Origin of the sequence: Geodermatophilus arenarius (assembly GCF_042654585.1) — a bacterium.
Lineage (GTDB): Bacteria > Actinomycetota > Actinomycetes > Mycobacteriales > Geodermatophilaceae > Geodermatophilus > Geodermatophilus arenarius.
The window spans coordinates 50,929-76,508 of sequence record NZ_JBHSGR010000008.1; the positions used below are offsets into that span (position 1 = coordinate 50,929).

Annotated in this window: 24 protein-coding genes; 15 read left to right on the forward strand and 9 right to left on the reverse strand. The window is 76.8% G+C overall.

What is annotated here, in order from left to right; genetic code table 11:
• Positions 1-168 precede the first annotated feature (168 nt).
• Positions 169-1,233, reverse strand: coding sequence for a DUF2332 domain-containing protein (locus ACFO3M_RS09215; RefSeq protein WP_387988283.1), 1,065 nt, complete (start codon positions 1,231-1,233; stop codon positions 169-171).
• Positions 1,234-1,501: 268 nt separating this feature from the next.
• Here ACFO3M_RS09215 and ACFO3M_RS09220 point away from each other — a divergent pair, with 268 nt between their 5' ends.
• The 11 genes from ACFO3M_RS09220 (at position 1,502) to ACFO3M_RS09270 (ending at position 13,530) form a co-directional block, all read left to right on the forward strand.
• On the forward strand, positions 1,502-4,918 hold the full coding sequence (locus ACFO3M_RS09220; RefSeq protein ID WP_387988284.1) for an ATP-binding protein: 3,417 nt from the start codon (positions 1,502-1,504) through the stop codon (positions 4,916-4,918).
• Entirely contained in the window at positions 4,918-5,430 is a 513-nt protein-coding gene (locus ACFO3M_RS09225) for a hypothetical protein (RefSeq protein WP_387988285.1), read from the forward strand. Before ACFO3M_RS09220 ends, ACFO3M_RS09225 begins: the two co-directional genes overlap by 1 nt.
• The gene (locus ACFO3M_RS09230; protein ID WP_387988286.1) at positions 5,427-6,623 is read left to right on the forward strand and encodes a hypothetical protein; all 1,197 of its coding nucleotides are present in this window, start codon (positions 5,427-5,429) and stop codon (positions 6,621-6,623) included. Before ACFO3M_RS09225 ends, ACFO3M_RS09230 begins: the two co-directional genes overlap by 4 nt.
• A 10-nt stretch (positions 6,624-6,633) precedes the next feature.
• Positions 6,634-7,755: a hypothetical protein gene (locus ACFO3M_RS09235; protein WP_387988287.1), complete on the forward strand. Its 1,122-nt coding sequence runs from the start codon at positions 6,634-6,636 to the stop codon at positions 7,753-7,755.
• Between the two features lie 63 nt (positions 7,756-7,818).
• Positions 7,819-8,250 carry a heavy metal-responsive transcriptional regulator gene (locus tag ACFO3M_RS09240; RefSeq protein WP_387988288.1) on the forward strand — a complete coding sequence of 144 codons (432 nt, stop codon included), beginning with the start codon at positions 7,819-7,821 and terminating at the stop codon, positions 8,248-8,250.
• A gap of 173 nt (positions 8,251-8,423) precedes the next feature.
• Positions 8,424-8,918 (forward strand): DUF2975 domain-containing protein, encoded by a 495-nt coding sequence (locus ACFO3M_RS09245; protein WP_387988289.1) that lies wholly within the window; start codon positions 8,424-8,426, stop codon positions 8,916-8,918.
• Positions 8,918-9,163 (forward strand): helix-turn-helix domain-containing protein, encoded by a 246-nt coding sequence (locus tag ACFO3M_RS09250; RefSeq protein ID WP_387988290.1) that lies wholly within the window; start codon positions 8,918-8,920, stop codon positions 9,161-9,163. Before ACFO3M_RS09245 ends, ACFO3M_RS09250 begins: the two co-directional genes overlap by 1 nt.
• On the forward strand, positions 9,160-10,092 hold the full coding sequence (locus ACFO3M_RS09255; protein ID WP_387988291.1) for an ABC transporter ATP-binding protein: 933 nt from the start codon (positions 9,160-9,162) through the stop codon (positions 10,090-10,092). The genes ACFO3M_RS09250 and ACFO3M_RS09255 overlap by 4 nt, the downstream gene beginning before the upstream one ends.
• A complete protein-coding gene (locus ACFO3M_RS09260) occupies positions 10,089-10,871 on the forward strand; it encodes a hypothetical protein (protein ID WP_387988292.1) in 783 nt (260 codons plus the stop codon). The genes ACFO3M_RS09255 and ACFO3M_RS09260 overlap by 4 nt, the downstream gene beginning before the upstream one ends.
• On the forward strand, positions 10,868-12,004 hold the full coding sequence (locus ACFO3M_RS09265; RefSeq protein ID WP_387988293.1) for an FAD-dependent oxidoreductase: 1,137 nt from the start codon (positions 10,868-10,870) through the stop codon (positions 12,002-12,004). The genes ACFO3M_RS09260 and ACFO3M_RS09265 overlap by 4 nt, the downstream gene beginning before the upstream one ends.
• A 74-nt stretch (positions 12,005-12,078) precedes the next feature.
• Positions 12,079-13,530 carry a protein kinase domain-containing protein gene (locus ACFO3M_RS09270; protein ID WP_387988294.1) on the forward strand — a complete coding sequence of 484 codons (1,452 nt, stop codon included), beginning with the start codon at positions 12,079-12,081 and terminating at the stop codon, positions 13,528-13,530.
• Positions 13,531-13,541: 11 nt separating this feature from the next.
• Here ACFO3M_RS09270 and ACFO3M_RS09275 read toward each other — a convergent pair whose 3' ends face one another.
• Positions 13,542-14,042, reverse strand: a complete 501-nt coding sequence (locus ACFO3M_RS09275) for a VOC family protein (protein WP_387988295.1) — start codon at positions 14,040-14,042, stop codon at positions 13,542-13,544.
• Between the two features lie 7 nt (positions 14,043-14,049).
• On the reverse strand, positions 14,050-14,403 hold the full coding sequence (locus ACFO3M_RS09280; protein ID WP_387988296.1) for a GNAT family N-acetyltransferase: 354 nt from the start codon (positions 14,401-14,403) through the stop codon (positions 14,050-14,052).
• A gap of 391 nt (positions 14,404-14,794) precedes the next feature.
• Here ACFO3M_RS09280 and ACFO3M_RS09285 point away from each other — a divergent pair, with 391 nt between their 5' ends.
• From ACFO3M_RS09285 to ACFO3M_RS09300, 4 genes are all read left to right on the forward strand, one after another.
• Positions 14,795-15,415, forward strand: coding sequence for a hypothetical protein (locus tag ACFO3M_RS09285; protein WP_387988297.1), 621 nt, complete (start codon positions 14,795-14,797; stop codon positions 15,413-15,415).
• 620 nt (positions 15,416-16,035) lie between these two features.
• Positions 16,036-16,302, forward strand: a complete 267-nt coding sequence (locus ACFO3M_RS09290; RefSeq protein ID WP_387988298.1) for a hypothetical protein — start codon at positions 16,036-16,038, stop codon at positions 16,300-16,302.
• Positions 16,302-17,231 (forward strand): hypothetical protein, encoded by a 930-nt coding sequence (locus ACFO3M_RS09295; protein ID WP_387988299.1) that lies wholly within the window; start codon positions 16,302-16,304, stop codon positions 17,229-17,231. Before ACFO3M_RS09290 ends, ACFO3M_RS09295 begins: the two co-directional genes overlap by 1 nt.
• Before the next feature lie 194 nt (positions 17,232-17,425).
• Complete coding sequence (locus tag ACFO3M_RS09300; RefSeq protein ID WP_387988300.1) at positions 17,426-18,817, forward strand: neutral zinc metallopeptidase; 1,392 nt, start codon at positions 17,426-17,428, stop codon at positions 18,815-18,817.
• Positions 18,818-18,826: 9 nt separating this feature from the next.
• Here the strand turns inward: ACFO3M_RS09300 and phaZ are convergent, their stop codons facing one another.
• The 6 genes from phaZ to ACFO3M_RS09330 all read right to left on the reverse strand — a co-directional run bounded on the left by phaZ (position 18,827) and on the right by ACFO3M_RS09330 (position 25,527).
• The gene (gene phaZ, locus ACFO3M_RS09305; RefSeq protein WP_387988301.1) at positions 18,827-19,645 is read right to left on the reverse strand and encodes a poly(3-hydroxyalkanoate) depolymerase; all 819 of its coding nucleotides are present in this window, start codon (positions 19,643-19,645) and stop codon (positions 18,827-18,829) included.
• The gene (locus ACFO3M_RS09310; RefSeq protein ID WP_387988302.1) at positions 19,629-21,401 is read right to left on the reverse strand and encodes a PHA/PHB synthase family protein; all 1,773 of its coding nucleotides are present in this window, start codon (positions 21,399-21,401) and stop codon (positions 19,629-19,631) included. Before ACFO3M_RS09310 ends, phaZ begins: the two co-directional genes overlap by 17 nt.
• Positions 21,402-21,474: 73 nt before the next feature.
• On the reverse strand, positions 21,475-22,101 hold the full coding sequence (locus tag ACFO3M_RS09315; RefSeq protein ID WP_387988303.1) for a phosphatase PAP2 family protein: 627 nt from the start codon (positions 22,099-22,101) through the stop codon (positions 21,475-21,477).
• Positions 22,098-23,201, reverse strand: a complete 1,104-nt coding sequence (locus ACFO3M_RS09320) for a lysylphosphatidylglycerol synthase transmembrane domain-containing protein (RefSeq protein WP_387988304.1) — start codon at positions 23,199-23,201, stop codon at positions 22,098-22,100. Before ACFO3M_RS09320 ends, ACFO3M_RS09315 begins: the two co-directional genes overlap by 4 nt.
• On the reverse strand, positions 23,198-23,818 hold the full coding sequence (locus tag ACFO3M_RS09325) for a hypothetical protein (RefSeq protein WP_387988305.1): 621 nt from the start codon (positions 23,816-23,818) through the stop codon (positions 23,198-23,200). The genes ACFO3M_RS09320 and ACFO3M_RS09325 overlap by 4 nt, the downstream gene beginning before the upstream one ends.
• A complete protein-coding gene (locus ACFO3M_RS09330) occupies positions 23,815-25,527 on the reverse strand; it encodes a phosphatase PAP2 family protein (protein ID WP_387988306.1) in 1,713 nt (570 codons plus the stop codon). Before ACFO3M_RS09330 ends, ACFO3M_RS09325 begins: the two co-directional genes overlap by 4 nt.
• Positions 25,528-25,580: the final 53 nt, after the last annotated feature.

Below are 25,580 nucleotides of genomic sequence, written 5' to 3' on the forward strand. Positions count from 1 at the left end.
AGGTGTCGTGCTCCTCCCGGCGGCCGGCAGGTCCCCACGGTCCCGGCCCGCTGCGGTCCTCCGCCGACGCCGGTCCGGAGCCCGTGTCCGAGCTGCGGCTGCCGGCGGACGCGTCCGGGCACCTGCAGGTGGCGCTCACCGCCCGCCGACCGGGCTGACCGCGTGGGGTCAGGAGCCCGCCAGCCAGGCCAGGATGCGGCCCCGCGACCAGCACCGGCCGACGGCCTCGACGTGCACGGTCGAGCCGTCGAACACCGCCACGCCCAGGACGCTGTGGCCCGAGGCGCGGCGGTCGCCGAAGGTCGGGACGGCGGGCGCGACGCCGACCCCCTCCGCGGACACCCACGCCACCGTCCGGCCGGCCGCCGCCTCGCCGAGGCGCTGCAGGAAGCGCAGCCGGGCATCGAGGGGGAGGCGCGACAGCGCCCACGTCGTCGTGACGACGGGCAGCGCGTCCGCGGGCACCCGGGCGAGGGCGTCGGGCAGCACCTCGACGGCGTCGCCGCGCAGCAGCAGGGGAGGAGCCGTCGCCGCCAGCGCGATCTCCGCCTCGAGCAGCGCTGTCCGCTCCGGCCGGTCCGGTGGCAGGCAGGCGCGCAGCCACCGGGCGTCGTCGGGGTCGGTCACGTCCACCGGGTCGCGGTCGACGCCGATCCGGGCGACGACCTCGGGTACCGCCCGCGCCGGGACGGGCCGGTCCCCCACGACGCGGCACGCCGTCCGCAGCGGGGACGACGGGTCGCCCAGCGTCCGCCCGTCGCCGTAGGCGACCCCGACGCGGTCGACGGACAGGTCGAACCCGGCGCCGCAGTCCACGTCGACGAGCCCGACCGCGGCCGCGCCCACCCGGTGCGCCGCCTCGGCGACCAGCGGGTACAGCACGGCGCCGTGTCCGGTCTCGTCGGCGCGCACCGGCCGGCGTGCGGCGACGTCCGCGACCGCGTCGGTCACCCGCAGCAGCGTGTCGACCGCCGCGCCGGCGGCGGCGTCGGCGTCCCCGGCGGCGTAGGCCGCGGCGAGCGCGGGGGCGCGCCCGACGAGGGCGAGGTCGTGCAGCGCGGCGAGGACGACGGCGGGGCTCCGCCTGCGCGCCGGCAGGGCCGCGACGGCGCGCAGGGCCTCGTCGGACCCGCTCAGCGCGAGGGCGACCCGCTCGTACAGCGGCGACGTCCCGGCGGCGTCGACCTCGGCGAAGCGCCGGTACGCCTGGGCGAGCGTGCGGGCCCCGGCCACGGTCAGGCGCCTCCCGCGGTCGTCCCCGGCACCCGGCGACCCTAGCCACCCTGACCACGGCCCTCGCCTCCTGCGGCGGGACCCACCGGGCGGAAGGCACCCCTTGGCGGGAGATCCGGTTCCTCAAGTCGGTCCTCCGTTCGGCCGATGCCCCCGGTGCGCGGCACGAGGCCGCGCGAGCGAGGCATCGGACGGACTACTCGTGACGACCCAGACAGCCGCCCCGGCGGTGGACCAGCCCGCGCGGGCGGGGCACGGAGACGGCCGCGTGGCGGACGCGGACCGGCCCGAGGACGTGGCGCTGCAGGCGGAGGCGGAGGCCGCCGCCGGAGCGCTGACGGCGGACGGCGCCAAGGAGCTCCTGCGCGCCCTCGACCGGATGACCAGGCAGGCCGAGCCGGGCGACTGCCGGGCTGCCGCCCAGCGCGTGGTCGACGCGGCCCGCTCCGCGGGCGTCGGCGGCCGCGGCATCCTGGTGCTGCAGGCCAACCTGCTCGCCCGCCTCGGGGACGCCGAGGGCGCGGCCGACCTGGTCGTCACCGCGCACGCCGAGCACCCCGACGGCTTCAAGGACACCCACCCGGTCCTGGCGTGGAAGCTCCTCCGCCGGCACAGTTCCCGGGCCGCGGCCGCCTACGTCGACCGGCTGCAGGCCGCCGGTGTCCCCATCGCGCACGAGCTCGACCCCTCGGCCCTCCTCGAGCGCCTGCAGGACGCCCGCAACGCCACCGACCTCGACGCGGCCATCGACGGCCTCGAGCGGGCTGGTGGCTTCCCCGACGTCGTCGCCGCGGGCCGCGCCCTCGGCATCCTGCGCACCGCCCACGGACGACGACCCGAGCACGTGCTGCGCCTGGTGGACCTGGCGATCGCGTCCTCGGCCGTGACGCCGCGGGTCGTCAACGACGCGCTGATCGTGCTCTCCGAGCTCGGGGCCGCGGACGAGAGCCGCACCGTGCTGGCGAGGGCGGAGGCGGCGGGAGTGCCGCTGGTCGCCGACCACCGGCTGCTGTTCGTCACCGCGCTCGCCAACGCCATGCGCTTCGACGACGCGCTCGCGGCCTACCAGGCGTACCTCGACGACGGCTTCCCCGCCAACGCCCGTGCCCGAAGGGTGCACGTGGCCGCCCTGGCGCTGACCGACCGGACGGCCGAGCTCTCCGCCGCGCTTCTCGACTGGGCCCGCGCGGTCCGCGCCGGGGAGGTCACCGACCCACCGGCCAACGTGCTCGCCACTGCGCTGACCGCACTCGCCCGCGACGACATCACGCTCCTGCTCGAGGTGTTCCGGGGCGGCGCGGGGGCGTTCACCTTCAACGGCACCCACCGCCGGATCCTCGCAGGCCACGCGCAGCGGACCCTGTCCGTGCCGACGTACGCGGAGGCGCTCGCCGCCGCGGCCGACGCCGGGGTGCCACCGACCGCGCACGAGCTGGACGCGCTGGTGGAGATGGCCGTCGGCGGCGATCCGGAGGAGGTCGTCGAGGCGCTGCGGCAGGTGGTGCGGGCCTCCGGGGACGCGCTGCCCCGGCTCGCCCTCCCGCTGGTCCGGGCCCACATCGCCACCGGGGACCTCGTCGCCGCGGAGACCACGGCGGGGGAGTGCCCCGCGCCCGCGATCGTCGAGGCGCTGGTCGCCGCCCACCTGGACGCCGGGGACCTGGACGGCGCCCTCCGTGGCTGCGAGCTGTTCGAGCACGGTGCCGGGACCGAGCCCGCGGAGACGGCGCACCCACGGATGCCGTACCCGCCGGCCCTCGTGACCCGCGTCGTCCGAGGGCTGGCCGTCCGGCGCGGCACGGATGCCGCCGAGCGGTGGCTGCGGCGCCACTCCCCGGCCACCTGGCCGGTGGAGGCGTGGGAGGCGCTGGCCCGGGCCCACCGGCGCGACAAGGGCAACTCCCGGGCCATCGAGCAGCTCATGGGGGAGATGCGGGAGGTCGGCGGCGGGTGCAGCGGCGGCGTCTGGGCCGAGTGGCTGTACGCCGTCCCACGGCACAAGCGCGCCGCGCGGCTGGTGTACGCGCGGGCCGCCATGCGCGCCGACAAGGTCGTCCCCACGCCGTCCTTCCACACCGCTGCGATCGTCGGGGCGCTGCAGCCGGACAAGGTGCCGGCCGACCGGGTCGGGACGGACGCGGAGGCCGCGGCCTGGGAGAACGCGCAGCGGGCCATGGGCGCGGGCGAGCGGCTGCTGGTCAAGGCGGTCGAGAGCCTGACCCCGCGAGCCGGGGCGCGCGCGGCGCAGGACGGCTGGTTCACCGCGGCGCAGCTGCTGGAGATCGCCCGGGCGTACCCGCTGGCCCGGCGGCCCTACGCCCAGCTCGACAGCGTGGTCGAGGTGCGCGTGGCGGCCGAGACCGAGCCCGACGAGCAGTTCGCGGCGTTCCTCGGCGCGGTCGCCGCGGCCCACGCCCGTGCCCTCCTGCCGGAGGGGGTCAAGCGGCTGCGCACCGCGGCCGTCAAGCGCGGCCTCGGCCGGCCCCCGGAGCTGACGGCCGCGCTGTTCGACGCGCTGGCCGGCCGGCCCGAGTCCGTGCCGGAGGCCGCGGCCGCCGAGGCCGCCCGCGGCGCGCTCGCGGCCCCGGTCGTCGCCGAGGCGGCCGGACGGGCGCTGGCCGAGACCGGCTCGGTCGAGGCCGTGCTGGGGGTCCTCGACGGCACGGACGACGCCGCGCTGGACGAGGAGCCCGCGGAGGCGCTGCTCAGCGCCGCCACCCTCGCGCTCGCGGAGGCCGGCCAGTCCGAGTCGGCGCAGGAGCTGGGCCGGGCGGCGGAGAGCCGTGGCCTGTCGCTGTCCCCCGCCGCGCAGGCGAGCCTGCTCACCACGCAGCGCCCGGAGGCGCCGGCCGCGGCCGAGCAGGGTCCGGTGTGGACGACGGCGCAGCTCGCCGCCTACAACTCCCTGCTCGAGCACGAGCTGGCCAACCACCTGCGCGGCAGCCGGGCCAGCACGGAGCTCCTGCGGGCGGTCACGCGGAACCTGCGCCGGCGACTGCCCGACGAGGTCGCCACGGACTTCGAGCGGGACCTCGCCGCGCTCGACGACGTCGTGGCCTCCCTGCGGCGGTCGCAGAACCTGCAGCAGCGGAGCATCGCGAAGATCGCAGCCGCCGCCGACCTCGAGCGGCGTTCCGCAGGCGCCGTCCCGGTGCTCGCGACCGTGGAGTCGGTGGTCGAGCAGCTGGAGTCCGAGGCCGTCGCCGCGCACACCGAGATCCGGCTGCTGGACCGCGAGGGGTGTGGCGGCATGGCCGTGCGCGGCCACGCGACGCTGCTCCAGTTCGCGCTGCACAACCTCGTGTCCAACGCGATCAAGGCCCACACCCGCCGCAAGGGCGACGAGCGGCGCGTCGTCGAGATCCTCGCGACCTTCGGCGAGTCCGCCCGCGAGGACCTCGCCGTGGCCCCGTACGGCTGGGTGGTGCTCTCGGTGCGGGACCACGGGGACGGCGTCCCCGAGGACCTGCCCGACAACGTGGCCAACTGGTCCATCCCCGGGCAGCCCGGCCAGGGCGCCGGGATCGGGCTCCGGGTCACCGAGAACATGGTCCGCCAGTCCGGCGGCCAGCTGTGGATCGACACGTCCGTCGCCGAGGGGAGCCGTTTCTGCTTCCGCCTGCCCTCCGCGGCGCGCCGCAACGCCAGAGCCGCCCACCGCGGCGCCCGAGTGGAGGAGATGTGATGAGCGCAGGCCTGCCCGTCGTCGTCGTCGACGACAAGCACGAGCTGCTGGACCCGTTGCGGCAGCTGCTGGAGTACGAGGGCTGGACGGTGGACACGTACGACGACATCGATGCGGCCGCGCGGGCGCTCCTCGAGCGCACGGAGCCCTTCGTGCTCGTCGTCGACCACGACTTCGACCGGCCGGACGGCCGCACCGGGTTCGACCTGACGGAGCTGCTCCGCTCGGCGCACCCCTGGGGGCCGGCACTGCCGATCTGTTACTACAGCGGCCGGATCGACGGTGGTGACTTCCTGGCGGCCCAGCGCGGGCGGCAGCTCGTCTCGCCCAGCTCGTACACCCACAAGAACGACGACGTGGACATCGTCGACGTCGTGCGGCAGGCCGAGCAGGCCTTCCTGGACTTCCGCGACCTCTTCGAGCAGCAGGCGCTGCGCCGGGCGCTGCTCGGCGCCGACGAGGACCTCGAGGCCGGCGCCGACGACGACGTGCTGGTCGGGGAGGAGCGGTGACCGCCGCGCTGCTCACCTCGTCACCCTCGAGCCGCAAGGCCGTCGTCGACACCTGCGCGGTGCTGGAGGGCCGGCGCTGGCACGGGCACTTCCGCGAGCGGGTCGCCGCGTGGCTGGGCGAGGACGGCACCGTCGTCCTGCCGGGGCGGGTGGTCGCCGAGATGGCGCGCGTGGCCGCCACCCGGTTCCTGCAGGGGGACGAGTCGGCGTACAAGACGCAGCAGCGGGCCGCACTGGCGCTGACCGACCCCGGTCAGCTGTTCGGGATCCCGCGCGCCCGCCGGGCGATGCTCACCCGCGCCGACGTCGTCCGGCTCTGCCAGGACAGCGGCGACCCGGAGCTGATGCAGGCCGCCGCCGGGTCGACGCGGTGCGTGCCCGGGGACGCCGACTTCGAGATCGCGCACGTCGTCCGGGTCCTGACCGCCGCCGCGCACGAGGCCGTCCTCGTGACCCGCGACCACGACCTGCAGCAGGCCGCCGGCCGGCTCGGGCTCGCGCTGCTCGACGGCCCACCGGAGCAGCCGCGGCCCCAGGAGCCCACCGACCGGGTCGGGCGGGACCTGCCCGAGCCGGCGGCCGGGCGCACCGTCCACCTCCTGTCCCTGCAGGGCGCCGTCACGCTGCTCCAGGGCCGGCTGCCGCGGGCGGGCGCTCCCGACGACGTCCTCGTCGTGCTGTCGTCCACCCTGGTCCGCGCCGCGCAGCTCGCCGCCTTCGGCGTCCGCCGGGGCGAGGACGGCAAGCCCGACGCGGCCGAGCTCGCGGAGGTGCAGGAGCGGCTGCGGCGGCTGCTGACCACGGGCCGCCCCGACGGCGGTCAGCGCCGTGCCTTCGTCTGGGCGACCCCCTGGCGGGTCTACCGGCGGGCGGCCACGCGCGTCACCGAGGCCCGCTTCGCCTGCGACCGCTCCGGCAGCCGGCCGCTGGACATGCACACGCTCCTGCTGCTGGCCGCGGCCGAGGAGCTGGGGGACGGCGGCCACGAGGTGCGCGTGCTGACCAGCAGCTGGGAGCCCGCGGAGGAGGACCACCTGCTCGCCGCGGCCCGGGCCTGGCGTCTCGAGGGCGGGCTGAAGCGCATGCCGGTCGCGGGGCACCACCGGCGCGGCACCCGCGAGGTCACCGAGGTGCACCTCCCCGGGGACGAGCCCGACCTGGGCGCCCTGCTCGACCGGTTCCGCCGCCGCTGACGGGAGCGCCATGGGGACGTACGACACCGTGCACCACGGGCACCGCTACGAGCAGGTCAAGCTGTGGGGCAAGGGCCTGCGGTACCTGCACGTCGGCGACCGGGTCGGCCTCCCGCGCGGCGGGCTCGGCCCCACGGGCACCTACACCGTCGCGATGCACACGGGCGGCCACGTGCACGTCGTGGACGGCGTCCTCGCCGGCTGGGAGGAGGAGCCCGGCGCGGGACCGCTGCTGACGACCCGCGGCGGCCGGTTCGACCCGGCCGACTGGCCCGGTGGCCCCTTCGGTCCCTGGTACCGGGACGCCGACGCGCCCCCCGACCGGCGCGTCTTCACCGGCCTCGACCGGGACTGCCCACGGCACGGGGAGCCACCGCTGCGGCTCGCCCGCGACGACGACCCGGACCTGCGGCGCGAGCGTGCCCTCGCCGCCGCGCGGGCCGACGTCGCCGCGCGGCTGGCCGCGGGCCTCGACGAGGCCGGGCGCGTCGAGGCGGCCCGCGGGTACCTCGCCGACCGGCGGGGCTGGGTGCAGGTGGCGGTCGAGGGCGCGGCCGGGTTCCTCGGGATCGCCGAGGACCCGGTCCGGGCGGGGGACCGGCTGGTCGCGTTGCTGTCGACCGCCGCGCCCGGCGCGCCGGAGTGGCGGAACGCCGCCTCGCTGCTGGAGGACACCGCCGCCGTGCTGGCCGCCCCCGCGGTGGCCGGCGCCCTGCGCCTGATGGCCGCGGCGCTGCCCCGGGACGAGGTGCGGGAGACCGACCGGGAGGCGGAGTCCCTGGACTCCGTCGCGCACCCGGCGATCCGCCGCCGGCGCCGCAGCGTCGCCCGGGCCGACGACTGGGCCCACCGGCTGGGCCGCTACGACGACCTCCACTTCCGCGCCGCCGCCGAGGCGGCGGTGGCCCGGCACGGGGCGGCCGTCCTGCCGGCGGTCCCCCTGCCGTTCTGGGGGCGGGACATCGTGGTCGACGAGGTCGCCGCGCCCCTCCTGGTCCCCGTCCTCGGCCGCGACCTCACGCCCGAGGAGCGGAGCGTCCTGACCTGGGCGCTGCTCGGTGTGCCCGGGTCCCTCGAGACGCTCGACGCGGCGACCCTGGCGGCGGCTCTGCGCCGCACCCTCGCCGGCTGAGGACCCCTCCGCCGGGCGCCGGGCTTGACCCTGGACCCGGGTCACAGGCCTAGCGTCGGCCGCATGACAGCGACAGCCGTCCGCGGGCTCCGCGTCGCCGAGCTGGCGTCCGCGGCAGGGGTCCCGACGGACACCGTCCGCTACTACGAGCGCGTCGGCCTGCTGCCGGAGCCGGAGCGGACCGCGGCGGGCTACTGCAGCTACGACGCCGGCGCCGTCGACCGGCTGCACTTCATCCGCGGCGCCCAGCGCCTGGGCCTGCGGCTGTCCGACATCCGCGCCCTGCTGGCCGTGCGCGACACCGGGACGTGTCCCTGCGAGCCGGCCGAGCAGCTGCTGCGCCGGCGTCTCGACGAGGTCGACGCCGAGATCGCCCGCCTCGTGGCCCTCCGCGCGCAGATGCGGGCGATGGCCGACGCCCTGCCCTCGGCGCAGTGCCCGCCGCCCAGCCCCGGCACCTGGTGCCCGCCCGCGAGGGGAGGTGACGAACCGTGAGCGACCCGATCGAGGACGACTGCTGCGACGAGACCTGCGACTGCTGCTGACGGCGCGCGCCTGACGCGAGAGCGGCCGGGCCCGGGACCGGTGCGCTCTCCACAGCCGAAGGACCTCTCGTTCGTCGACAACTGTCTATCGACATTCGATGGATCATGCGCGAGAGTCGATGCATGTCACGCATGCACCGGGTGGTCGTGCCCCTGCGGGTCCTGCTCGTCGTCGTGTTCGCCGCGCTGGCCGCCGCCCAGGTCCGGGCCGTGCCGGAGCTCGTGCCGGACGTCGCAGACCCGTCGCTGGAGCAGACGGTCGTGGGCTGGGTCATGTGGACGGTCCTGGTCCTCGCGCTCGTGTGCGTCCAGGTCGTCATCGTCTGCACCTGGCAGCTGCTGACGCTGGTCACGGCCGACCGCATCTTCAGCGCGAGCTCCCAGCCGTGGGTGGACGCGATCGTCGGCGCGATGGCCGCCGGGTGGCTGATGCTCCTCGGCGCCTTCGTCTGCTCCTACTACTTCGTCGTCGACGAGGTGAGCGACGACCCCGTGCTCCCCGCGCTGCTGGTCGTGCTGCTGCTGGTCGGCGCCGTGGTCGGGCTGCTCGTGGTCGTCATGCGGGCGCTGCTGCGGCAGGCCACCGTCCTGCGCACCGACATGGAAGCGGTCATCTGATGCCCATCGTCGTGCGTCTCGACGTCGAGCTGGCCCGGCGGAAGATGAGCGTGGGCGAGTTCGCCGAGCGGGTGGGGCTCACCCCGGCGAACGTCGCGGTGCTCAAGAACGGGCGGGCCAAGGCGATCCGCTTCAGCACCCTCGAGGCCGTGTGCCGGGTGCTCGACTGCCAGCCCGGGGACATCCTCGAGTGGGTGCCCGACGGGCAGGAGGCCCCGCAGCCGGCGCACGAGGCCTCGCGGTGATCGAGGTCCGCGGCCTGACCAAGCGCTACGGCGACGTCCTCGCCGTCGACGACCTGAGCTTCGACGTCGTGCCCGGGACCGTGACCGGCTTCCTCGGCCCCAACGGGGCGGGCAAGTCGACGACGATGCGGATGGTCCTCGGCCTGGACCGCCCGACCGCGGGGACGGCGCTGGTCGGCGGACGGCGGTTCGCGGAGCTGACCGAGCCGCTGCGCGAGGTCGGCGCCCTGCTCGACCCCGGCGCCGTCCACCCCGGCCGCACCGGGCGCGACCACCTGCGCGTGGCGGCCCGGACCAACGGCATCCCGGCGCGCCGCGTCGACGAGGTGCTCGGGCAGGTCGGCCTGGAGCGCGCCGCGCGCCGCCGCATCCGCGCGTACTCGCTCGGCATGCGCCAGCGGCTGGGCATCGCGGCCGCGCTGCTCGGCGACCCCCGCGTGCTGCTGTTCGACGAGCCGGTCAACGGGCTGGACCTCGACGGCGTCCGCTGGATCCGCGGGCTGCTGCGCGGGCTCGCCGACGAGGGCCGCACCGTGCTGGTCTCCAGCCACCTGCTCGGCGAGGTGCAGGCGATCGCCGACCGGCTGGTCGTCATCGGCCGCGGCCGCCTCGTCGCCGACGTCACCACCGACGAGCTCCTGCGCGGGCCGGGCCGGCCCCGGGTCCGGGTCCGCAGCCCGCAGCCGGAGGCGCTGACGGCGCTGCTCCGGCGGCACGGCCTCTCCGCCGAGCCGGCCGGGGGAGCGGAGCTGCAGGTCGAGGGCGGCACCGCCGCGCAGGTGGGCGACCTCGCCGCGGCCGCCGCCATCCCGCTGCACCACCTGTCCGAGACGGCCGCCTCGCTGGAGGAGGCCTACCTCGCGCTCACCGGCGAGGCCGTCGAGCACCCCGGCCGGCCGGTCGCGGCGACGCCGGAGGGGGCCCGGTGACCGCGCCGTCGGTCCCCGGGGTGGGCACCGGGCGCCTGCTCGCCCGCACCGCCGCCGCCGAGTGGACCCGGCTGTGGACCGTCCGCGCCACCTGGTGGTGCCTGGCGGCCGCCGCCGTGACCACCGCCGGCATCGACGCCGTCGTCGGCGCGGAGGCGGCCGCGGACCCGCCGTCGGGGAGCGGCGCCTGGGCGGCGGTGGCCGTGCCGGTGCTGCCCGCGCAGTTCGCGCTGCTCACGCTGGTCCTCCTCGCGGTCACGTCCGACCACGCCACCGGCGGGATCGTCCCGACCCTGCAGTGGACGCCGCGCCGCGGGGTCCTCCTGGCGGCCCGCACCCTCGTGCCGGTCGCCGTCGCCACCGTCCTCGGGGTGGCGATCGCGCTGGCCGGCGCCCTGGCCGCGTTCGCCGCGCCGCACCCGGAGATCACCCTGTCCTGGGACGACGGCCCGGGCGTGCTCGCCGACGTCGCCCTCGTGCTCGCCGCCGGCACCGCCCTCGCCGCCGGGCTCGGCTTCCTGCTGCGCAGCACGGCCGGCGCCCTCGTCGCCGCCTTCCTCCTGCTCCTGGTGCTGCCGCTGCTGCTCCCGGCGGTCGGCGCCGGCTGGTCGGCGGCGGTCGCCGAGGTGCTGCCCGGGTCGGGGGCGGCGTTCCTCCTGCTCGGCGGGGAGGGGCCGGGGATGACGCGGTCGTCGTCGGTCGCCGTGCTGCTCGCCTGGGCCGCCGGTGCGCTGCTGCTCGGCCTCCTGCGCCTCGTCCGCGCCGACGCCGACCGGTGAGCGCCCGCGACACCGCCGACGTGCTCGTCGTCGGCGCCGGGCTGGCCGGCCTGCACACCGCCACGCTGCTCGCCCGCCGCGGCCACGACGTGCTGCTGGCCGACCGGCGGCGGCGCCTGGACGGCGCGATCCGCACCACGGGCATCTTCGTCCGCAAGACGCTCGACGACTTCGCGCTGCCGCCGGACTGCCTCGGCCCGCCGATCCGGCGGGTGGTGCTGTACCCGCCGGACCGGCGCCGGCCGGTGGTCCTGGACAGCGACCGCGACGAGTACCGCGTGGGCGACATGGGCGCGCTCTACCCGGCCGCCGCCCGCGAGGCGGCCGACGCCGGCGTGCGGCTCGCGCTGGGGACCCGCTACGCCGGGCGCGCGGACGGCGGGTCCCTGCTGGCCGGCCCGGACGGGGTCGCGCGCGTGCGGGCGCGGTTCGTCGTCGGCGCGGACGGCGCCCGGTCCGCCGTCGCCCGCGACCTCGGCCTGGACCGCAACACGCACCTGCTGGTCGGCGCCGAGGAGGTGTTCCCGGTCGCGGACGGCGGGGGACCGCCGACCTTCCACTGCGTGCTCGACCCCTCGCTCGCCCCCGGCTACCTGGCCTGGGTGGTCGACGACGGCCGGCACGCCCACGTCGGCGTCGCCGGGTACGCCGCCCGCTTCCCGGACGGCCTGCGCGCGGCGCTGCGGCGGTTCGCGACGGGGGCGCCGGGCCTGCCCGCGGGCCGGCCGGGCGAGGTGGAGCGGCGCGGCGGGCCGATCCCCGTCGGCGGCCTGCTGCGCCGGATCGGCTGCGCGGACGGGCTGCTCGTGGGCGACGCCGCGGGCGCGGTCTCCCCGCTCACCGCCGGCGGCCTCGACCCGTGCCTGCGGCTGTCCCGGCACGCCGCCGACGTCCTCGACGACGCGCTGCGGACCGGCCGGGCCGACGCGCTGCGGCACTACGACGGCGCCGCGCTGCGCGCCGCGTTCCGCGGCCGGCTGCTGCTGCGCCGGGGACTCGCGGCGGTGCGCACCCCGGCGATGGCGGCGGCCGCCTTCCCGGTGCTGCGCACGGCGCCCGGGCGCGCCGCGGCACGCCGGGTGCTCTTCGGGGACCGCTCCTTCCCCGACCCCGCGCGACGTACCGTCTCCTGAGGCCGGTCGTCCCCGCCGCGGGCGTCCGGCGGCCGGGGGGACCGGCCACCGGACGACGAGGGGGAAGAGGACCGATGCGCCCGACGGGCGACCTGCTGGGCGGCCGCTACCGGCTGGACTCCGTCCTCGCCAGCGGCGGCATGGGACGGGTCTGGCGGGGGCACGACACGCTGCTCGACCGGCCGGTCGCGGTGAAGGTCCTGCGCAGCGAGTACACCGGCGACCCGTCCTTCCTGCAGCGCTTCCGTGCGGAGGCGCGGCACGCGGCGCAGCTGTCCGACCCGCACATCGCCGCGGTGCACGACTACGGCGAGACGGTCAGCCCGGACGGCGAGCCGCTGGCCTACCTCGTGATGGAGCTGGTGGCCGGGGAGCCGCTGTCGGCTGTTCTCGCCCGCGCCGGCCGGCTGGACGCGACGGAGACGCTGCGCATCGTGCGGCAGGCCGCCGCGGGGCTGGCCACGGCGCACGCCGCCGGCGTCGTCCACCGGGACGTCAAGCCGGGCAACGTGCTCGTCGTGCCGGACGGCGGGGTCAAGATCACCGACTTCGGGATCGCCCGCTCGGCGTCGAGCGTCCACATGACCCAGACCGGGCAGGTGATGGGGACCGCCCAGTACATCTCCCCGGAGCAGGTGCAGGGCGCCAAGGCCTCGCCCGCCAGCGACGTCTACGGCCTCGGCGTCGTCGCCCACCAGTGCCTCACGGGACGGGTGCCCTTCGACGCCGAGAGCCCGGTGCAGGTGCTCCTCATGCACGTCCAGCAGCAGCCGCCGCCGCTGCCGGCCGACGTGCCGGCGGACGTCCGCGCGCTGGTCGAGCGGGCGATGGCCAAGGACCCGGCCGCCCGCTTCCCCGACGGCGCCGCCCTGCGCGACGCCGTCGACGCGGTGCTCGCCGGCCGGCCGGCCCCGGGCGCGTCGTCGGCCACGCTCGTCCTCCCCGTCGCGGCCCCGCAGCAGACGACCGTCCTCCCGGCCGACGCGACGGCGCCCTCCGACGTCCCCGGGGAGGGGCCGCGGCGCCGCCGGCTGCTCGCCGGTGCGCTCGCGCTGCTCGTCCTCGCCGTCGTCGGGGTGGCGGTCGTCCTCGGCACCCGCGGGGACCCCTCCCCGTCCGCGGCGCCGTCGTCCTCCCCGTCCGCGTCGCAGCCCGTGACCTCGTCCTCGGCCCCGTCGCCGTCCGCCCCGACCACGACCCAGCCCGCGCCGCCCCCCACGGTCGACGTCGTGGCCGCCGCCCTGGTCGGGCGCCCCTTCCCCGACGTCCAGGCGGAGCTGGTCGCCCTGGGGCTCCAGGTGCAGCCGGGCACGGTCGTCACCGGCGACGTCCCGGAGGGGCAGGTGGTCGCCGTCGACCCCACCGGCCCGGTCGTCGTGGGGTCGGCGGTCACCGTCACCTACGCCACGCCGCCCCCGGTGCAGGACGAGGAGGAGGACGAGGGCGGGGACGACGAGGGCAACGGGAACGGGAACGGCAAGGGCAACGGCAGGGGCCGCGGGAACGGCAACGGCGGCGGCGACTGACCGCCCGGGCCTCAGAGCACGGACAGGCCGTACATCTCCCCGAGCGGGTCGGCGATCAGCTCGATGCGGGCGCCGTCGGGGTCGCGGAAGTAGACCGAGACGCCGCTGTGCACCTCGTGCGGCACCCCGGCGTCGGTGAGCCGCCGCACCAGCTCGTGCCAGCGCTCGGGCTCGACGCTGATGGCCATGTGGTGCAGCCCGCCGAGCACCTCGGCGTAGGGGCCGACGTCCAGGCCGGGGAAGTCGAAGAACGCCAGCAGGTTGCCGTTGCCGATGTCGAAGAAGAAGTGCGAGGAGCCGGGGTAGTCGCGGTTCTCGACCAGCTCGGTCAGCGGGAAGCCGAGGACCTCCTGGTAGAAGCGCACGGTCCGCTCGACGTCGCTGCTGATCAGCGCGGTGTGGTGCAGGCCGCGGGCGGTCGAGGGCGGGCGCTCGCCGGCCGGCTTCAGGTGCGCGGCGCGGATGCGGTCGCGCTCGGCCTCCAGGGCGCTCAGGTCGCGGGTCTCGGTCATCGGGGTCTCACCTCGGGTCGTCGGGGGTCGGGTGGTCGGCGGCCGGCGCCAGCCCGAACTGTGCCCTGCGGTCGGCTGGCACGAGGTCGAGGTAGTCCGGGTGCCGCCGGATGTGACCCCGGATGAACGGGCAGAACGGCAGGACCCGCGCACCCGCCTCGCGGGCGGCGTCGAGGGCGCCGCGCGCGAGCACGGAGCCGAGCCCGCGGCCCTCGAAGGCCGGATCGACGACGGTGTGGGTGAACGACAGCGCCGACGCCGTCCGCCGGTACTCGGCGTAGCCGGCGACCGCGCCGTCCACGAGGACCTCGAAGCGGCTGGCCGCCGTGTCGTCGACGACCACCGGTGCACTGTCGGTCACGGGTCTGTCGGTCACGGGTCCGTCGGTCACGGGTCTCCTCCGTTCGTCCCGGGGATGATCGCGCATCCCGGCCGGGCGCGGTCCCGGTCCGCCTGCGCCACCGCCGGGACGCGCCGGGGGTTGAGCCGAAACGGCGTCGTCGTGCGGTTTCGGCACATCCACACGCACGCGTGAGCGCGGAACGGTCGACATGTGGGCGGTTGGAGGAGCCGGTCACCGTCCGTGTCGGTGGCCTTCGCAACGATCCGACTACGCCGTGTCACGCGAGCGCCGCACCGGGGTCCGCGTCGCGCGCCGCGCCCCTACGTTTCTGCCACCCGCTCCGCCCTCACCCGGCGGGCGCGGCCGCCGTCGCGCTTCCCCCGCGGCGGCCCCATGGACGGGATGAACGGTGGAACCAGTGGCACTCCGCAGCAGTGAGATCAGGGTCGACGGCCAGGCACGCCTGGGCTGGTGGCTCGTCGTCGACGACGGGCAGGGACGCGACCGCCTCGTCGACGGTCCCTTCCCCGACCGGTCGGAGGCGGCCTGGGCCGCCTCGATGCACGCCGGCGACGCCCGGCCGGTCTACGGCGTCCTGCGGCCCGACGGCGGCCTGCACCGCCGCCCCTCCCCGCAGGAGCTGGCCTGGCTGGGCCACCTCGGCGACCAGCTCGACCGGCTGCCCGCGGACTGGGACGCGGAGCTGACCGACGAGGACCCGCTGGCCACCCTGGTCGTCGAGGTCACCGCCGCGCTGACCGAGGCCGGCCTGCCGCTGTGGGACGCCGCCGGTGACGGCGCCGCGCTCGGCGGGGCCTGCGTCAGCGCCGAGCCCGCCCTCGACGGCGTCGTCGTCGGCTGGCGGCAGCACGACCGGATGAGCGTCGAGCAGGTGCACGGCCTGGTCGCCGACATCTCGGTGCAGGCCGTCATGAACCGCGCGCTCGCCGACGTGCTCTGGCTGCGCGGCCTCGACGTCACGCCGCTCGGCGAGGAGGCCGGCGGACACGTCGTCCGCTACGCCGAGTAAGCGCCGCACGCGCCACACAGCACGCCCTCCCGGGACGCCGTCGACACCGACGGCGTCCCGGTGTCGTTCCCGGGTCCCGCCTCCCGCCGGACCCCCGTGGCAGGCTCCGGGCGACCCGGGACGGCGAGGACGGAGGCGGACGCGCCCCGGGCCGGGTCCACCGAGGGACCGCACGAGGAGCGGCACCGCGACGGGTCCCTGCGCGCCCGCGGGCACGTCGTCGGCGGGCGGCCCGTCGGCTGCGGGGAGTGGTTCCGCCTCGACGGGACGGAGCTGCCCTCCGGGTGGTCCGACCGCGGCCGCCCGACCGGCGAGTGGACCACCCACGACAGCAGCGGCGCGCCCCGTGAGACGGCCACCCGGGGCTGACCGCCCCCGACACGCCGCCGCCCGGGATCACCGACCGGGCGCGGACGCCGTCCACGCGGGGGGACGCACCGCGAGTCGACAAGACGTCGTCGGTTGCCCACGGTCACCACCCCCGCGGACGGGCGCACACAACGATCACGTGACGCCGCCGCGGGAGCCGTGTCCAGCAGGGGTCCCGCGGGGCGCCCGGGCCCGATGCTCTCGGTGTCCCCGGCACTTCCCCGGCCGGGACGTCGTCCTGGAGGAACACCGTGAGCGCGCCCACCCTGCCGGCACCCCGCCGGACCTCCCCGTCCCCGCTACCGCCCGGGGACGGGCTCGGCATCGCCGACCTGCTCGACCTGCTCGGCCTCGAGTCCGACGCCGGCCTGCCCGCCGACGACCCCGCCCTCGACGCCCCCGCCCTCCCCGGCCCCGCCGTCCGCGTGCCGGTGGACCCGGTGGCGGTCGTGCGCGGCTGGGTGCGGCGGGCGGCCGACTGGGGCGCCGGTCCGCAGCGGTCCTGGTGCGCCTGGTGATGACCGCCGTCCTGCTCTGGCCGGTGGTCGCCGTCCTGGGGTTCCTCGCGACGGCCGGGCTGGTCGTCGCGCTCGGCCGCAGCTCGACGGCCCGCTACGAGTTCGAGCGCAACGCCGCGAGCCGGCGGGAGCCGCCGGCCGGCCCGCCCGCGCCGGTCGCGGCGGGCGGTGACGACACCGTCCCCGTCCTGCTCAAGGCGCCGGTGCCGGCCCTGCCGACCGGCGGCGGCGAGGCCGCCGCGGCCGGCGCCGTCGCGACGGCCACCCCGGCCCGCACCGCCGTGGGGCTGGCGACCCACCCCGCCGGGCGGCGCAGCGCCTCGGCCGGCGCGCCGACGGCGTGGTGGCTGGCCGACGGGACCGGGGACCGGCCCGTCGCGCTCGCCGGGCCGTTCGACGACCGGGTGGAGGCGGACTGGGCGGCCGTGGCCTGCGAGCTCGACGGCGCGGTCCGCACCGTGCACGGCGTGCTCCGCGAGGACGGCACCGTCGCCCGGCGCCCCTCGCCGCAGGACCGGGCGTGGCTGACCGAGCTCGGCACCCAGCTCGACCGGCTGCCCGAGGACTGGGACGAGCTGCTCACCGACGAGGACGCGCTGACCACGCTGGTCGTGGAGGTCGCCGCCGCACTGGTCGAGGCCGGCCTGTCGCTGCACGACTGCTCGGCCACCGACCCGGGGACCGCCGCCGCCGGCGGGGTGTGCCTGACGCCGGAGACCACCCACGGCGGGGTCCTGGTGAGCTGGCGCCAGCACGACCGGATGAGCGTGCAGCAGGTCCGCGGTGCCGCGCTGGACACGGCCGTGCAGCGGACCATGAACGCGCTGCTCGCCGACGTGCTCGCGCAGTTCGGCTTCGTCGTCGACCCGTTCGGGCCGGAGGGCTGCTCCCTGGTCACCGCGATCCGCACCCACCCCCTCGGGGACTGACCGGCGGGTGGCGGGTCGGGGCCGTGCGGGACCGTGCCGGGCCGGCGCCCGCCCCCTGCCCGCCCCCGGCCCGTCGTCGCGGCGGGCGTGCCCGCCCCGCGCAGCGACGGCGCGCCGCGGGCGGTGCCGGCGTCCCGGACCGGCGCGCGGCGCCGTTGACCGCGGGGTCGCCGCCGGGGAGCCTCGCTGTCACGATGCCCGCCGCCGCCCGCTCGCGCCGCCCGGCCGCCGGCGTCCTGCTGGTGGCGGGGGTGCTGGCGGGCGGCTGCACCTCCGTCGTCCCCGGTACGGCCTCCCCGACGGGGACGGCGACCACCGACGCCACCGACGTCGAGGTGCGGGTGCACCTGGCCGAGGACGGCGACCCGGCCGACCGGGTGGCCCGCAACGCGGTGGCCGACGTCCTCGCCTGGTGGGAGCGGACCTACCCGGAGGTGTTCGGCGGGCGGTTCGGGCCGATCGAGGGCGGCTTCTGGTCGGTCGACCCCGCCGAGACCGACCCCGCCGCCCTGCCCGACGGCGTCTGCTTCCCCGACGACGTCGACGACCTCGCCGACAACGCGTTCTACTGCGGCGACGACGACGTCGTCGTCTACGACCGGGCCTGGCTGGCCGACCTGGTCGGGGACTACGGGCCGTTCATCGTCGCCGAGATCATGGCGCACGAGATCAGCCACGCCGTCCAGGCGCAGGCCGGTCTCGACGACCCCTCGATCGTCGCGGAGACGCAGGCCGAGTGCTTCGCCGGCGCGTGGACCAAGTGGGTGGTCACCGGGCACTCCGAGCACTTCGCCGTGCGGCCCAAGGAGCTCGACCCGTACCTGCTCGGCTACCTGTACTTCGGTGACGCCGTCGGCACCCCGCCCGACGCCGAGGACGCGCACGGGTCGCTGTTCGACCAGCTGTCGGCCTTCCAGGAGGGCTACGCCGACGGTCCGGGGGCGTGCGCCGCCTTCGACGGGTCCCGCGTGTTCACCCAGGAGGAGGTCCTCCCGCGCCCGGGCGGGCGCGACCGGTCCTACCGCGCGGTGGTCGACGGCGCCGACGACGTGCTGGCCGGTTTCTGGCAGCAGGCCCTGACCCGCGGCTTCCCGGGCACCGGCCCGCTCGGCGGCCCGTTCGCCGCGCCCGAGGTCCGGGCCGCCGACGGCGCGGGCGCGGTGTGCACCGGCGAGGGCGCCGAGCTGGACCTGCAGTTCTGTCCCGGGGACGGCTCGGTCCGCTACGACGCCGCCGGCCTGCTCGAGCCGGCCTTCCACGAGGTCGGCGACTTCGCCGTGACGACGCTGCTCGGCCTGCCCTACGCGCTGGCCGTCCGCGAGCAGCGCGGGCTGTCCGTGGACGACCCGGAGGCGGTGACCAGCGCGGTGTGCGCCACCGGCTGGCTGGCCCGCGAGGCCCACCTCGGCGCGCTCGACGGCGCGCCGCTGGACCTCTCGCCCGGCGACGTCGACGAGGCGGCGGTGGTGCTGCTGCGGTACGCCACCGAGCCGACCGTCGTCCCGGAGTCGGGCCTGTCCGGCTTCGAGCTGGTCGACTCCTTCCGGCAGGGCTTCGTCGAGGGCGGCGACGCCTGCGGGCTCTAGGCGCCTGCTCTAGTCGGTGTCGAGGAAGTCCTCGACCACCGGCGCGAGCTCGTCGGCCTCGGTGACCAGCGCCAGGTGCCCGCCGCGGTACACGTGCAGCCGGGCGTCGGGGATCAGCCGCGCCATGATCCGGGCGTTGACCAGCGGGACGATCGGGTCGTCGTCACCGGCCACCACCAGCGTCGGCTGCCGCACCAGGGAGAGGAACGGCAGGCTGCTCCAGCCCGAGCTCGCGGCCAGCTGGTAGTAGTAGCCGCGCCGCGGGCCGGTGCGCTCGTGCGCGTGCAGCGCCCGGGCGGCCCGCTCGGGGTCGGTGCGCACCGACCCGCCGTAGATGGTCGGCGCGATCCGCCGGGCGTACTCGGCGTCGCGGTGCCGCCGCGGCGTGAGCATGTGCGAGAGCACCCGCGGCGAGGCGGGCACCATCAGCGCGCCGGTGCCGGTGGCCGCGAGCACCAGCCGGCGGCAGCGGCGGCGGTGCTGGACGGCGAAGTGCTGCGCCAGGCCGCCGCCCCAGGACAGCCCCAGGACGTCGACCGGCCCGTCGTGGCCCAGCCGGCGCAGCACCCCGGCCACCACCGGTGTCAGCGTGCCCAGCACGTAGGGGACGACCGGCCGCGGGGACCCGCCCACGCCCGGGACGTCGAACCGGATCACGGTGCGCCGCGGGTCGAGCGCGTCCACGAAGGGCTGCAGCACCTCGAGGCTCGCGCCGATGCCGTTCATGAGCAGCAGCGGCGGCGTCGTGCCGTCGCCGCGCCGCTCGGCCACCCGGAGGGTGCGGCCGAGGACGGTCAGCGTGCCGACGGACTCACTTCTCGAGGACATAGGTCCCAGGAGCGTCCCCCAGGACCGGCAGCTCCGCACTGCCGAGCGACTCCGGCGCGGGCACCTCGTCGCCCGACCGCTCGCCCAGCCAGGCCATGAAGTCCGGCCACCAGGAGCCCTTCTCCTTCGTCGCCCGGGACAGCCACTCCTCCGGGTCGGCGGGGGTGTCCGGTGCCACCTGGAACGTCGACTTCGGGTTCCCGGGCGGGTTGACCAGCGAGGCGATGTGGCCGTTGGTGGACAGCACGAACCGGCTCTCCCCGCCGAGCAGCTGGGTGGTGCGGTAGCAGGCCTGCCACGGGCACAGGTGGTCGGCGATCCCGGCGGTGACGTAGGCGTCGACGTCGACGGCGGACAGGTCCACCGGCGTGCCGAGCATCGTCGCCCTCCCCGGCTCGGTGAGGGCGTTGCCGACCGCGACCTCGATGAAGTCCCGGTGCAGCGCCGCGCTCATCCGGGTGGTGTCGGCGTTCCAGAAGAGGATGTCGAAGGCGGCCGGCGGCTTGCCCTGCAGGTAGTTGTTGACCCAGTAGTTCCACACCAGGTCGTTGGGGCGGAGCCAGGCGAAGACCTCGGCGAGCATGGCGCCGTCGAGGTAGCCCTTCCTCCGCGACTTCTCCGTCGCCTCCCGCACCGCCTCGGGGTCCATGAGCGCCGACACCGTGCCGGCCCGCGCCCAGTCGAGGACGGTGACGGCGAAGCTGGCGGCGGCGACCCGGTCCAGCCGGCCGGTGGCGGCCAGGTGCGCCAGCACCATCGCGGTGATGATCCCGCCGGAGCAGAACGCCTGGAGGGCCACGCGCTCGCTGCCGGTGACCCGTTGCGCGGCGTCCATCGCGTCCAGGACGGCCTGGCCGTAGGTGTCCAGCCCCCAGTCGGCGTGCCGCTCGTCGGGGTTGCGCCAACTGATCATGAAGACCTGCTGGCCGGCGGCCACGTAGTGCTCCACGATGCTGCGGCCGGGCGCGAGGTCGGTGATGTAGTACTTGTTGATCGTCGGCGGCACCATCAGCAGCGGCACGGCGCGGACGGTCTCCGTCGTCGGGCGGTACTGGATCAGCTCGAACACGTCGGTCCGCAGGACGACGGCGCCCGGGGTGACCGCGAGGTCCTCGCCCACGGTGAAGGCGTCGGGCTCGACCATCGAGGGGACCCGCGGCGGGGACACCAGGTCCGAGACCATCCGGCGCAGCCCGCTCACCGCGTTGCGGCCGCCGGTGTCGATGACCGCCTTGAGCGCCAGCGGGTTGAGGAACGGGACGTTGGACGGCGCCAGCGCGTCGACGACGTTGGTCAGCGTGAACCGGATCCGCTCGTCGTCCTGCCAGTCCAGGTCGGCGTCCTCGACCAGGCGCGCGGCGGCCTGCGCGGCGGCGATGTGCGCCTGCATGGTCCGCCGGAGGAACGGGTTGCCGGTCCAGGCGGGGTCGGCGAAGCGGCGGTCCTTCGGCGAGGGGGCGACCTCCGAGCGGCCCACCGCGATCCGCCCGAGCTCGCGCACCAGGTCCCCGCCGGTGCGGACGACGGTCTCGGGCCGGCGCGCCAGCGACGCGCCGAACCGGGCGACGGTGCGGGCCGGCGGCACCATCCGCCGCAGCGGGCCGCGGGCGCCGTCGACCAGCACCATGTCCAGGCCGGTGACCGCCTCGGACGCCTCCGGGGAGGAGGGCTGGCCGCCGTCGGAGGCCGCGGCGGGCCGCGGGCGGGGCGGGGCGGACGGGCGCGGGGCGGACGGGCGCGGTGCGGTGGTGGTCATCCGGTGCTCCTCGGGTCTCGAGGCCTCCTGTGACCCCAGTCACTCAACCACAGGCGGCGCCGGGCGGCAGACCTCACCGCGGCCGGCCGACCACCAGCAGCACCACCGCCCCGACGAGCAGGCCCAGGCCGACGCCGCCGACGACGTCGAGCGGCAGGTGCGCCGCGGTCCACACCCGCGCCAGGCACACCAGCGCCGCCAGCACCACCCCGGCGATCCGCCCACGGCGGCCCAGCCACGGCCAGGCCACGGTCACCACGGCGGTCACGACGGCGGCGTGCCCGGACAGGAACCCGCGGCCCTGCGCGGCCGCCCCCCGGATGACGACCTCGTCGAGCAGCCCGCCGGGCCGGCCGCGCACGACGACGTCCTTGATCCCCTTCGCGGCCAGGTAGGTCCCGACGCCGGCGAGCAGCAGCCCCAGCGCGAGCCGCCACCGCCGCAGCGCGGCCGCGACCACGGCGGCCGCCGGCACGACGAGGAAGTTGCCCAGCTGCATGACCGGCCAGACCAGCACGAACGGCACGACGTCGACCCCGTTGACCGCCCGGAACACCGCCGCCTCCGCCGCGGGCACCGACGTCCGCTCGACCGGCAGCGCGGCGAGTCCGAGCAGCAGCGCACCGGCGGCGGCGAGGACCACCTCGCGTCCGCCGCGGGCGACCGGCGGGCGCGGGCGGGTGGCCGCCCGCCCGGTCACGCCGTCTCCGGCACCAGCTCCGTGCGCGGTGCGGAGTTCGGCTCCCGCCGCCACGAGCGGTTGCGCCGCCAGAACAGGTAGGTGCCGATGCCCAGGGGGATGGGCAGCACGTAGGTGAGCGCGCGGAAGACCAGCACCGCCGCGGCCACGAGTGCCCGGTCGCCGCCGGCCGCGGCCAGGCCGGTGATGAGTGCCAGCTCGATGACGCCCAGCCCGCCCGGGGTGAACGGGATGGCCGTGAGCAGCCGCGCGAAGGCGAACACCGTCAGCGCCTCCACGACGCTGACCTGCTCGGAGGTCACGCCCACCGCGCGCAACGCGATCATCAGGACGAGGAACAGCGACAGGTGGCTGACCAGGGTCGCGAGGGTCAGCCAGTGCCAGCGGGCGTGCAGCAGCAGAGCGGTGCGGTCGCGGAACTTCGTCGTCGCGTCGTCCCATCCCCGCACCGGAGGCCGGCCGAACGGCCGCAGGAGGGCCGAGGCCACCCGGCCCGCGCCCGTGCCGATCCGGGCCGCGCTCTCCCGGCTGCGCAGCAGCAGGCCGAGCAGGACCACGGCGGCGACCAGCCCGGCCACGCCGGCCAGCCCGGCGAGGAGCCGGCCGGTGGTGGGTGTGGAGGAGAAGGCCAGCAGCGACAGGGCGAGCACGGGCAGCGCCAGCTTGGCGAAGTTGTTCCAGAGCCCTGACAGCAGCAGGCTGACGGACGTCCGGGAGCGGGAGAAGCCCCACGAGGAGTTCATCCCGTAGGTCAGCCCGAGGGAGATCGCCGCCCCGGCGATCACGGTGTTCGACACGGCGGTCGTGGTCAGCGTCGAGACCGTCGCCTCACGCAGCCGCAACCCCGGCATGGTCACGACCATCACGAACTGGTAGGTGGCCAGGTTCCACAGCGTGGCGACCGCCAGCAGCGCCAGTTCGGTCCAGGACATGCCCTCCACCGCGGACCAGACGGCGGACAGGCTGGTGAACTGCGGCAGGAACCAGAAGAAGACCGCGGCGACCAGGGCGACGGAGAGCAGCGGTGGCAGCACGCGCCGCCACACGGGCTTCCGCTTCGGCGGCCGGCCGGGCGGGGCCTGCGGAGCAACGGCGGTCATGGCGGGTCCCCCTCGCCCTCGGGGCCGGCGGCGTCGGCGGGCGGGTCGAGCTGCAGCCGGCCGCCGCTCTCCTCGTGGACCTGGTCGGACAGCACCTCGCGGCTCACCACGCCCAGGCTCTGGGTGGCGAGCGCCAGGGGCTCCCCGCGGTTGTCGCCGGAGAGCGTGAACACGACGGTCAGGCAGCCGCCGGGGAAGACGTAGTAGCGGCGGCCCAGGTAGTCCGGGGTCACCCGGACGACCCGCTCGTAGCGTTCGAGCCCGTCCCGCTCGCTGGGGATCTCGGTGGCGCCCGTGGTGTCGCAGCCGTCGGTCAGCCGCACCTCGATGGCGTGGTAGCCGTCGCGGTCGGAGTTCAGCCAGAACCGCGCGGAGCCCGAGTGGGCGTCGAGGCCGGCGAAGGTCCAGCCCACCGGGATGCTCTCCACGCACGGCACCCAGGTCGCCGTCGGCACCGCCTGGGCCATGAGCACGACGCCGTGGGCGGCCCGGTCGTCGTCGCCGGTGCGGCAGGCGGGCAGCTCGCCGCTGACGGTGGGGGTGCCCGGCGCGCAGCCCGCCGTCAGCAGGGCGGCCGCCAGCGCCGCCGCCGCGGCCGGGCGCCGGGTGGCGCTCACAGCGGGGACCCGAGCAGGTCGATGCCGATGGCGACGGTGAGGACGAGGGCGAGCGCGGTGACCAGGCACAGCCCGGCCCGGCGCCAGGTCCACCGCTGGATGCGCACCGGCGGGAGCCGGTAGGGCAGCAGCTCGAGGAAGTCCCGGTGCAGGTCGCGGCCCTGCGCCCGCAGCATCCGGCGCAGCTGCGAGGGCATGGTGAGCCCGCGGGTGGCGGCGAAGGCCTCGGCCAGCTCCTCGTCGGAGAACTGCAGGCGCGCCCGCTCGTAGACGGTCCGGGCGTCGGTGCGCAGCGCGAGGACCAGCAGCATGTTCGCCAGGTCCACGGCCTGCCGCCACGGGCTGGGGCGCACCTCGGCGAACGCCGAGTCGATGAGGAACAGCGTGCCGTCGCGCACCATCACGTTGGCCGGCTTGATGTCGCGGTGGGCCATGCCGATCTCCCACATCCGCCGCACCACGGCCAGCCCCTGGTCGATCAGCGCGTCGTCCACGACGACCTCGGGGTCGCCGATCTCCCGCGCGCCCTGGAGGAACTCGGCGACCAGCAGGTACTCCCGCTCCGGGGTGATCTCCACGATCCCCAGCGGGTGGGGCACGGGCAGGCCGGCGTCGGACAGCAGCCGCAGGACGTAGTCCTCGTACTGCACCAGCCGCCGCACGCTGTGGTACGGCTTCTCGTCCTCGAGCCGGCCGTAGAGCAGCGTGCGGCCGAGCTTGAACCAGCGGTCGGACCGCACGTGCGTGGCGGCGTACAGCTTGCCGAAGACGCAGCTCTCCTCCTGCTCGGCGGCGTCGGCGGCCTTGACGGTGATCCTCAGCGGCGTGGAGCCGCCCGACCCGGCCAGGCCGAAGGGCTCCACCGAGGTGGCCAGCAGCCCGAGCTGGTCCTGCAGCGCCCGGACGATCGCCTCGCCGCGCGCCCCGGAGACGTCCAGGTGCGCGGGGCTGCCCCGCCGGTAGACGACGGGGTACACCTCGTTGGGCGTCAGCAGCCGGAAGGCGGCCAGCGGGGCGGCGACGCCCAGGACGACGCCGGCGAGGACGTCGGTGGGGTGGTCCTGCGCGAGGTAGAGCCGCGAGGCCGCGGTCACCAGCAGCAGGCCCCACACCACCCACTTGCCGACGTCGCGGAGCCGCCCCGCGGGCACCAGCGAGTAGAGGGTGCTGACGAGGAAGGTGGCGAGCACGGTCATCGGCACCGACGGCATCGAGAAGCCCGACCAGGGGCCGAGGATCTCCACCTCGTAGGGGCGCGGGCGCTGCAGCGTGGCGGCCAGGGTCGCGGCGGTGTTCACCACGAGCAGGCCGACCCCGATCCAGACGAACAGGTGCCGCCAGCGGCGGAAGACCGCCAGCACGACGAGGTTGGCCAGCCACAGCAGGTGGATCGCCCGGCTGGTGCCGAGGACGCCGGCCACCTCGGCGACGTCGGTCAGGCCGGGGGAGCGGACGGACGCGATGGCCTGCAGCACCCGGGTGTCGACCAGGTCGACGAACGCCGTGCTCCCGGTGAGGAGGACGACGCCCCAGGTGACGACGACGACGCCGCTGAGCGCCAGCCACCACTTGCCCGACGCGTTGAGGTGCCGCGGCAGCGGCGGTGGCTCGCCGGAGGGGCGGCGTCGCCGGGGCTCGCGGTGGATGGGCGGCGGGTCCGGCCGCCGGACCTGCCCTCCGGCGGGCGCCTGCGCCGCGGGTGCCGTCACCGGTCCCCGCGGTGTCGGAGCCGGGACCGGTGCCTGGGGCACCGGGGGCCGGG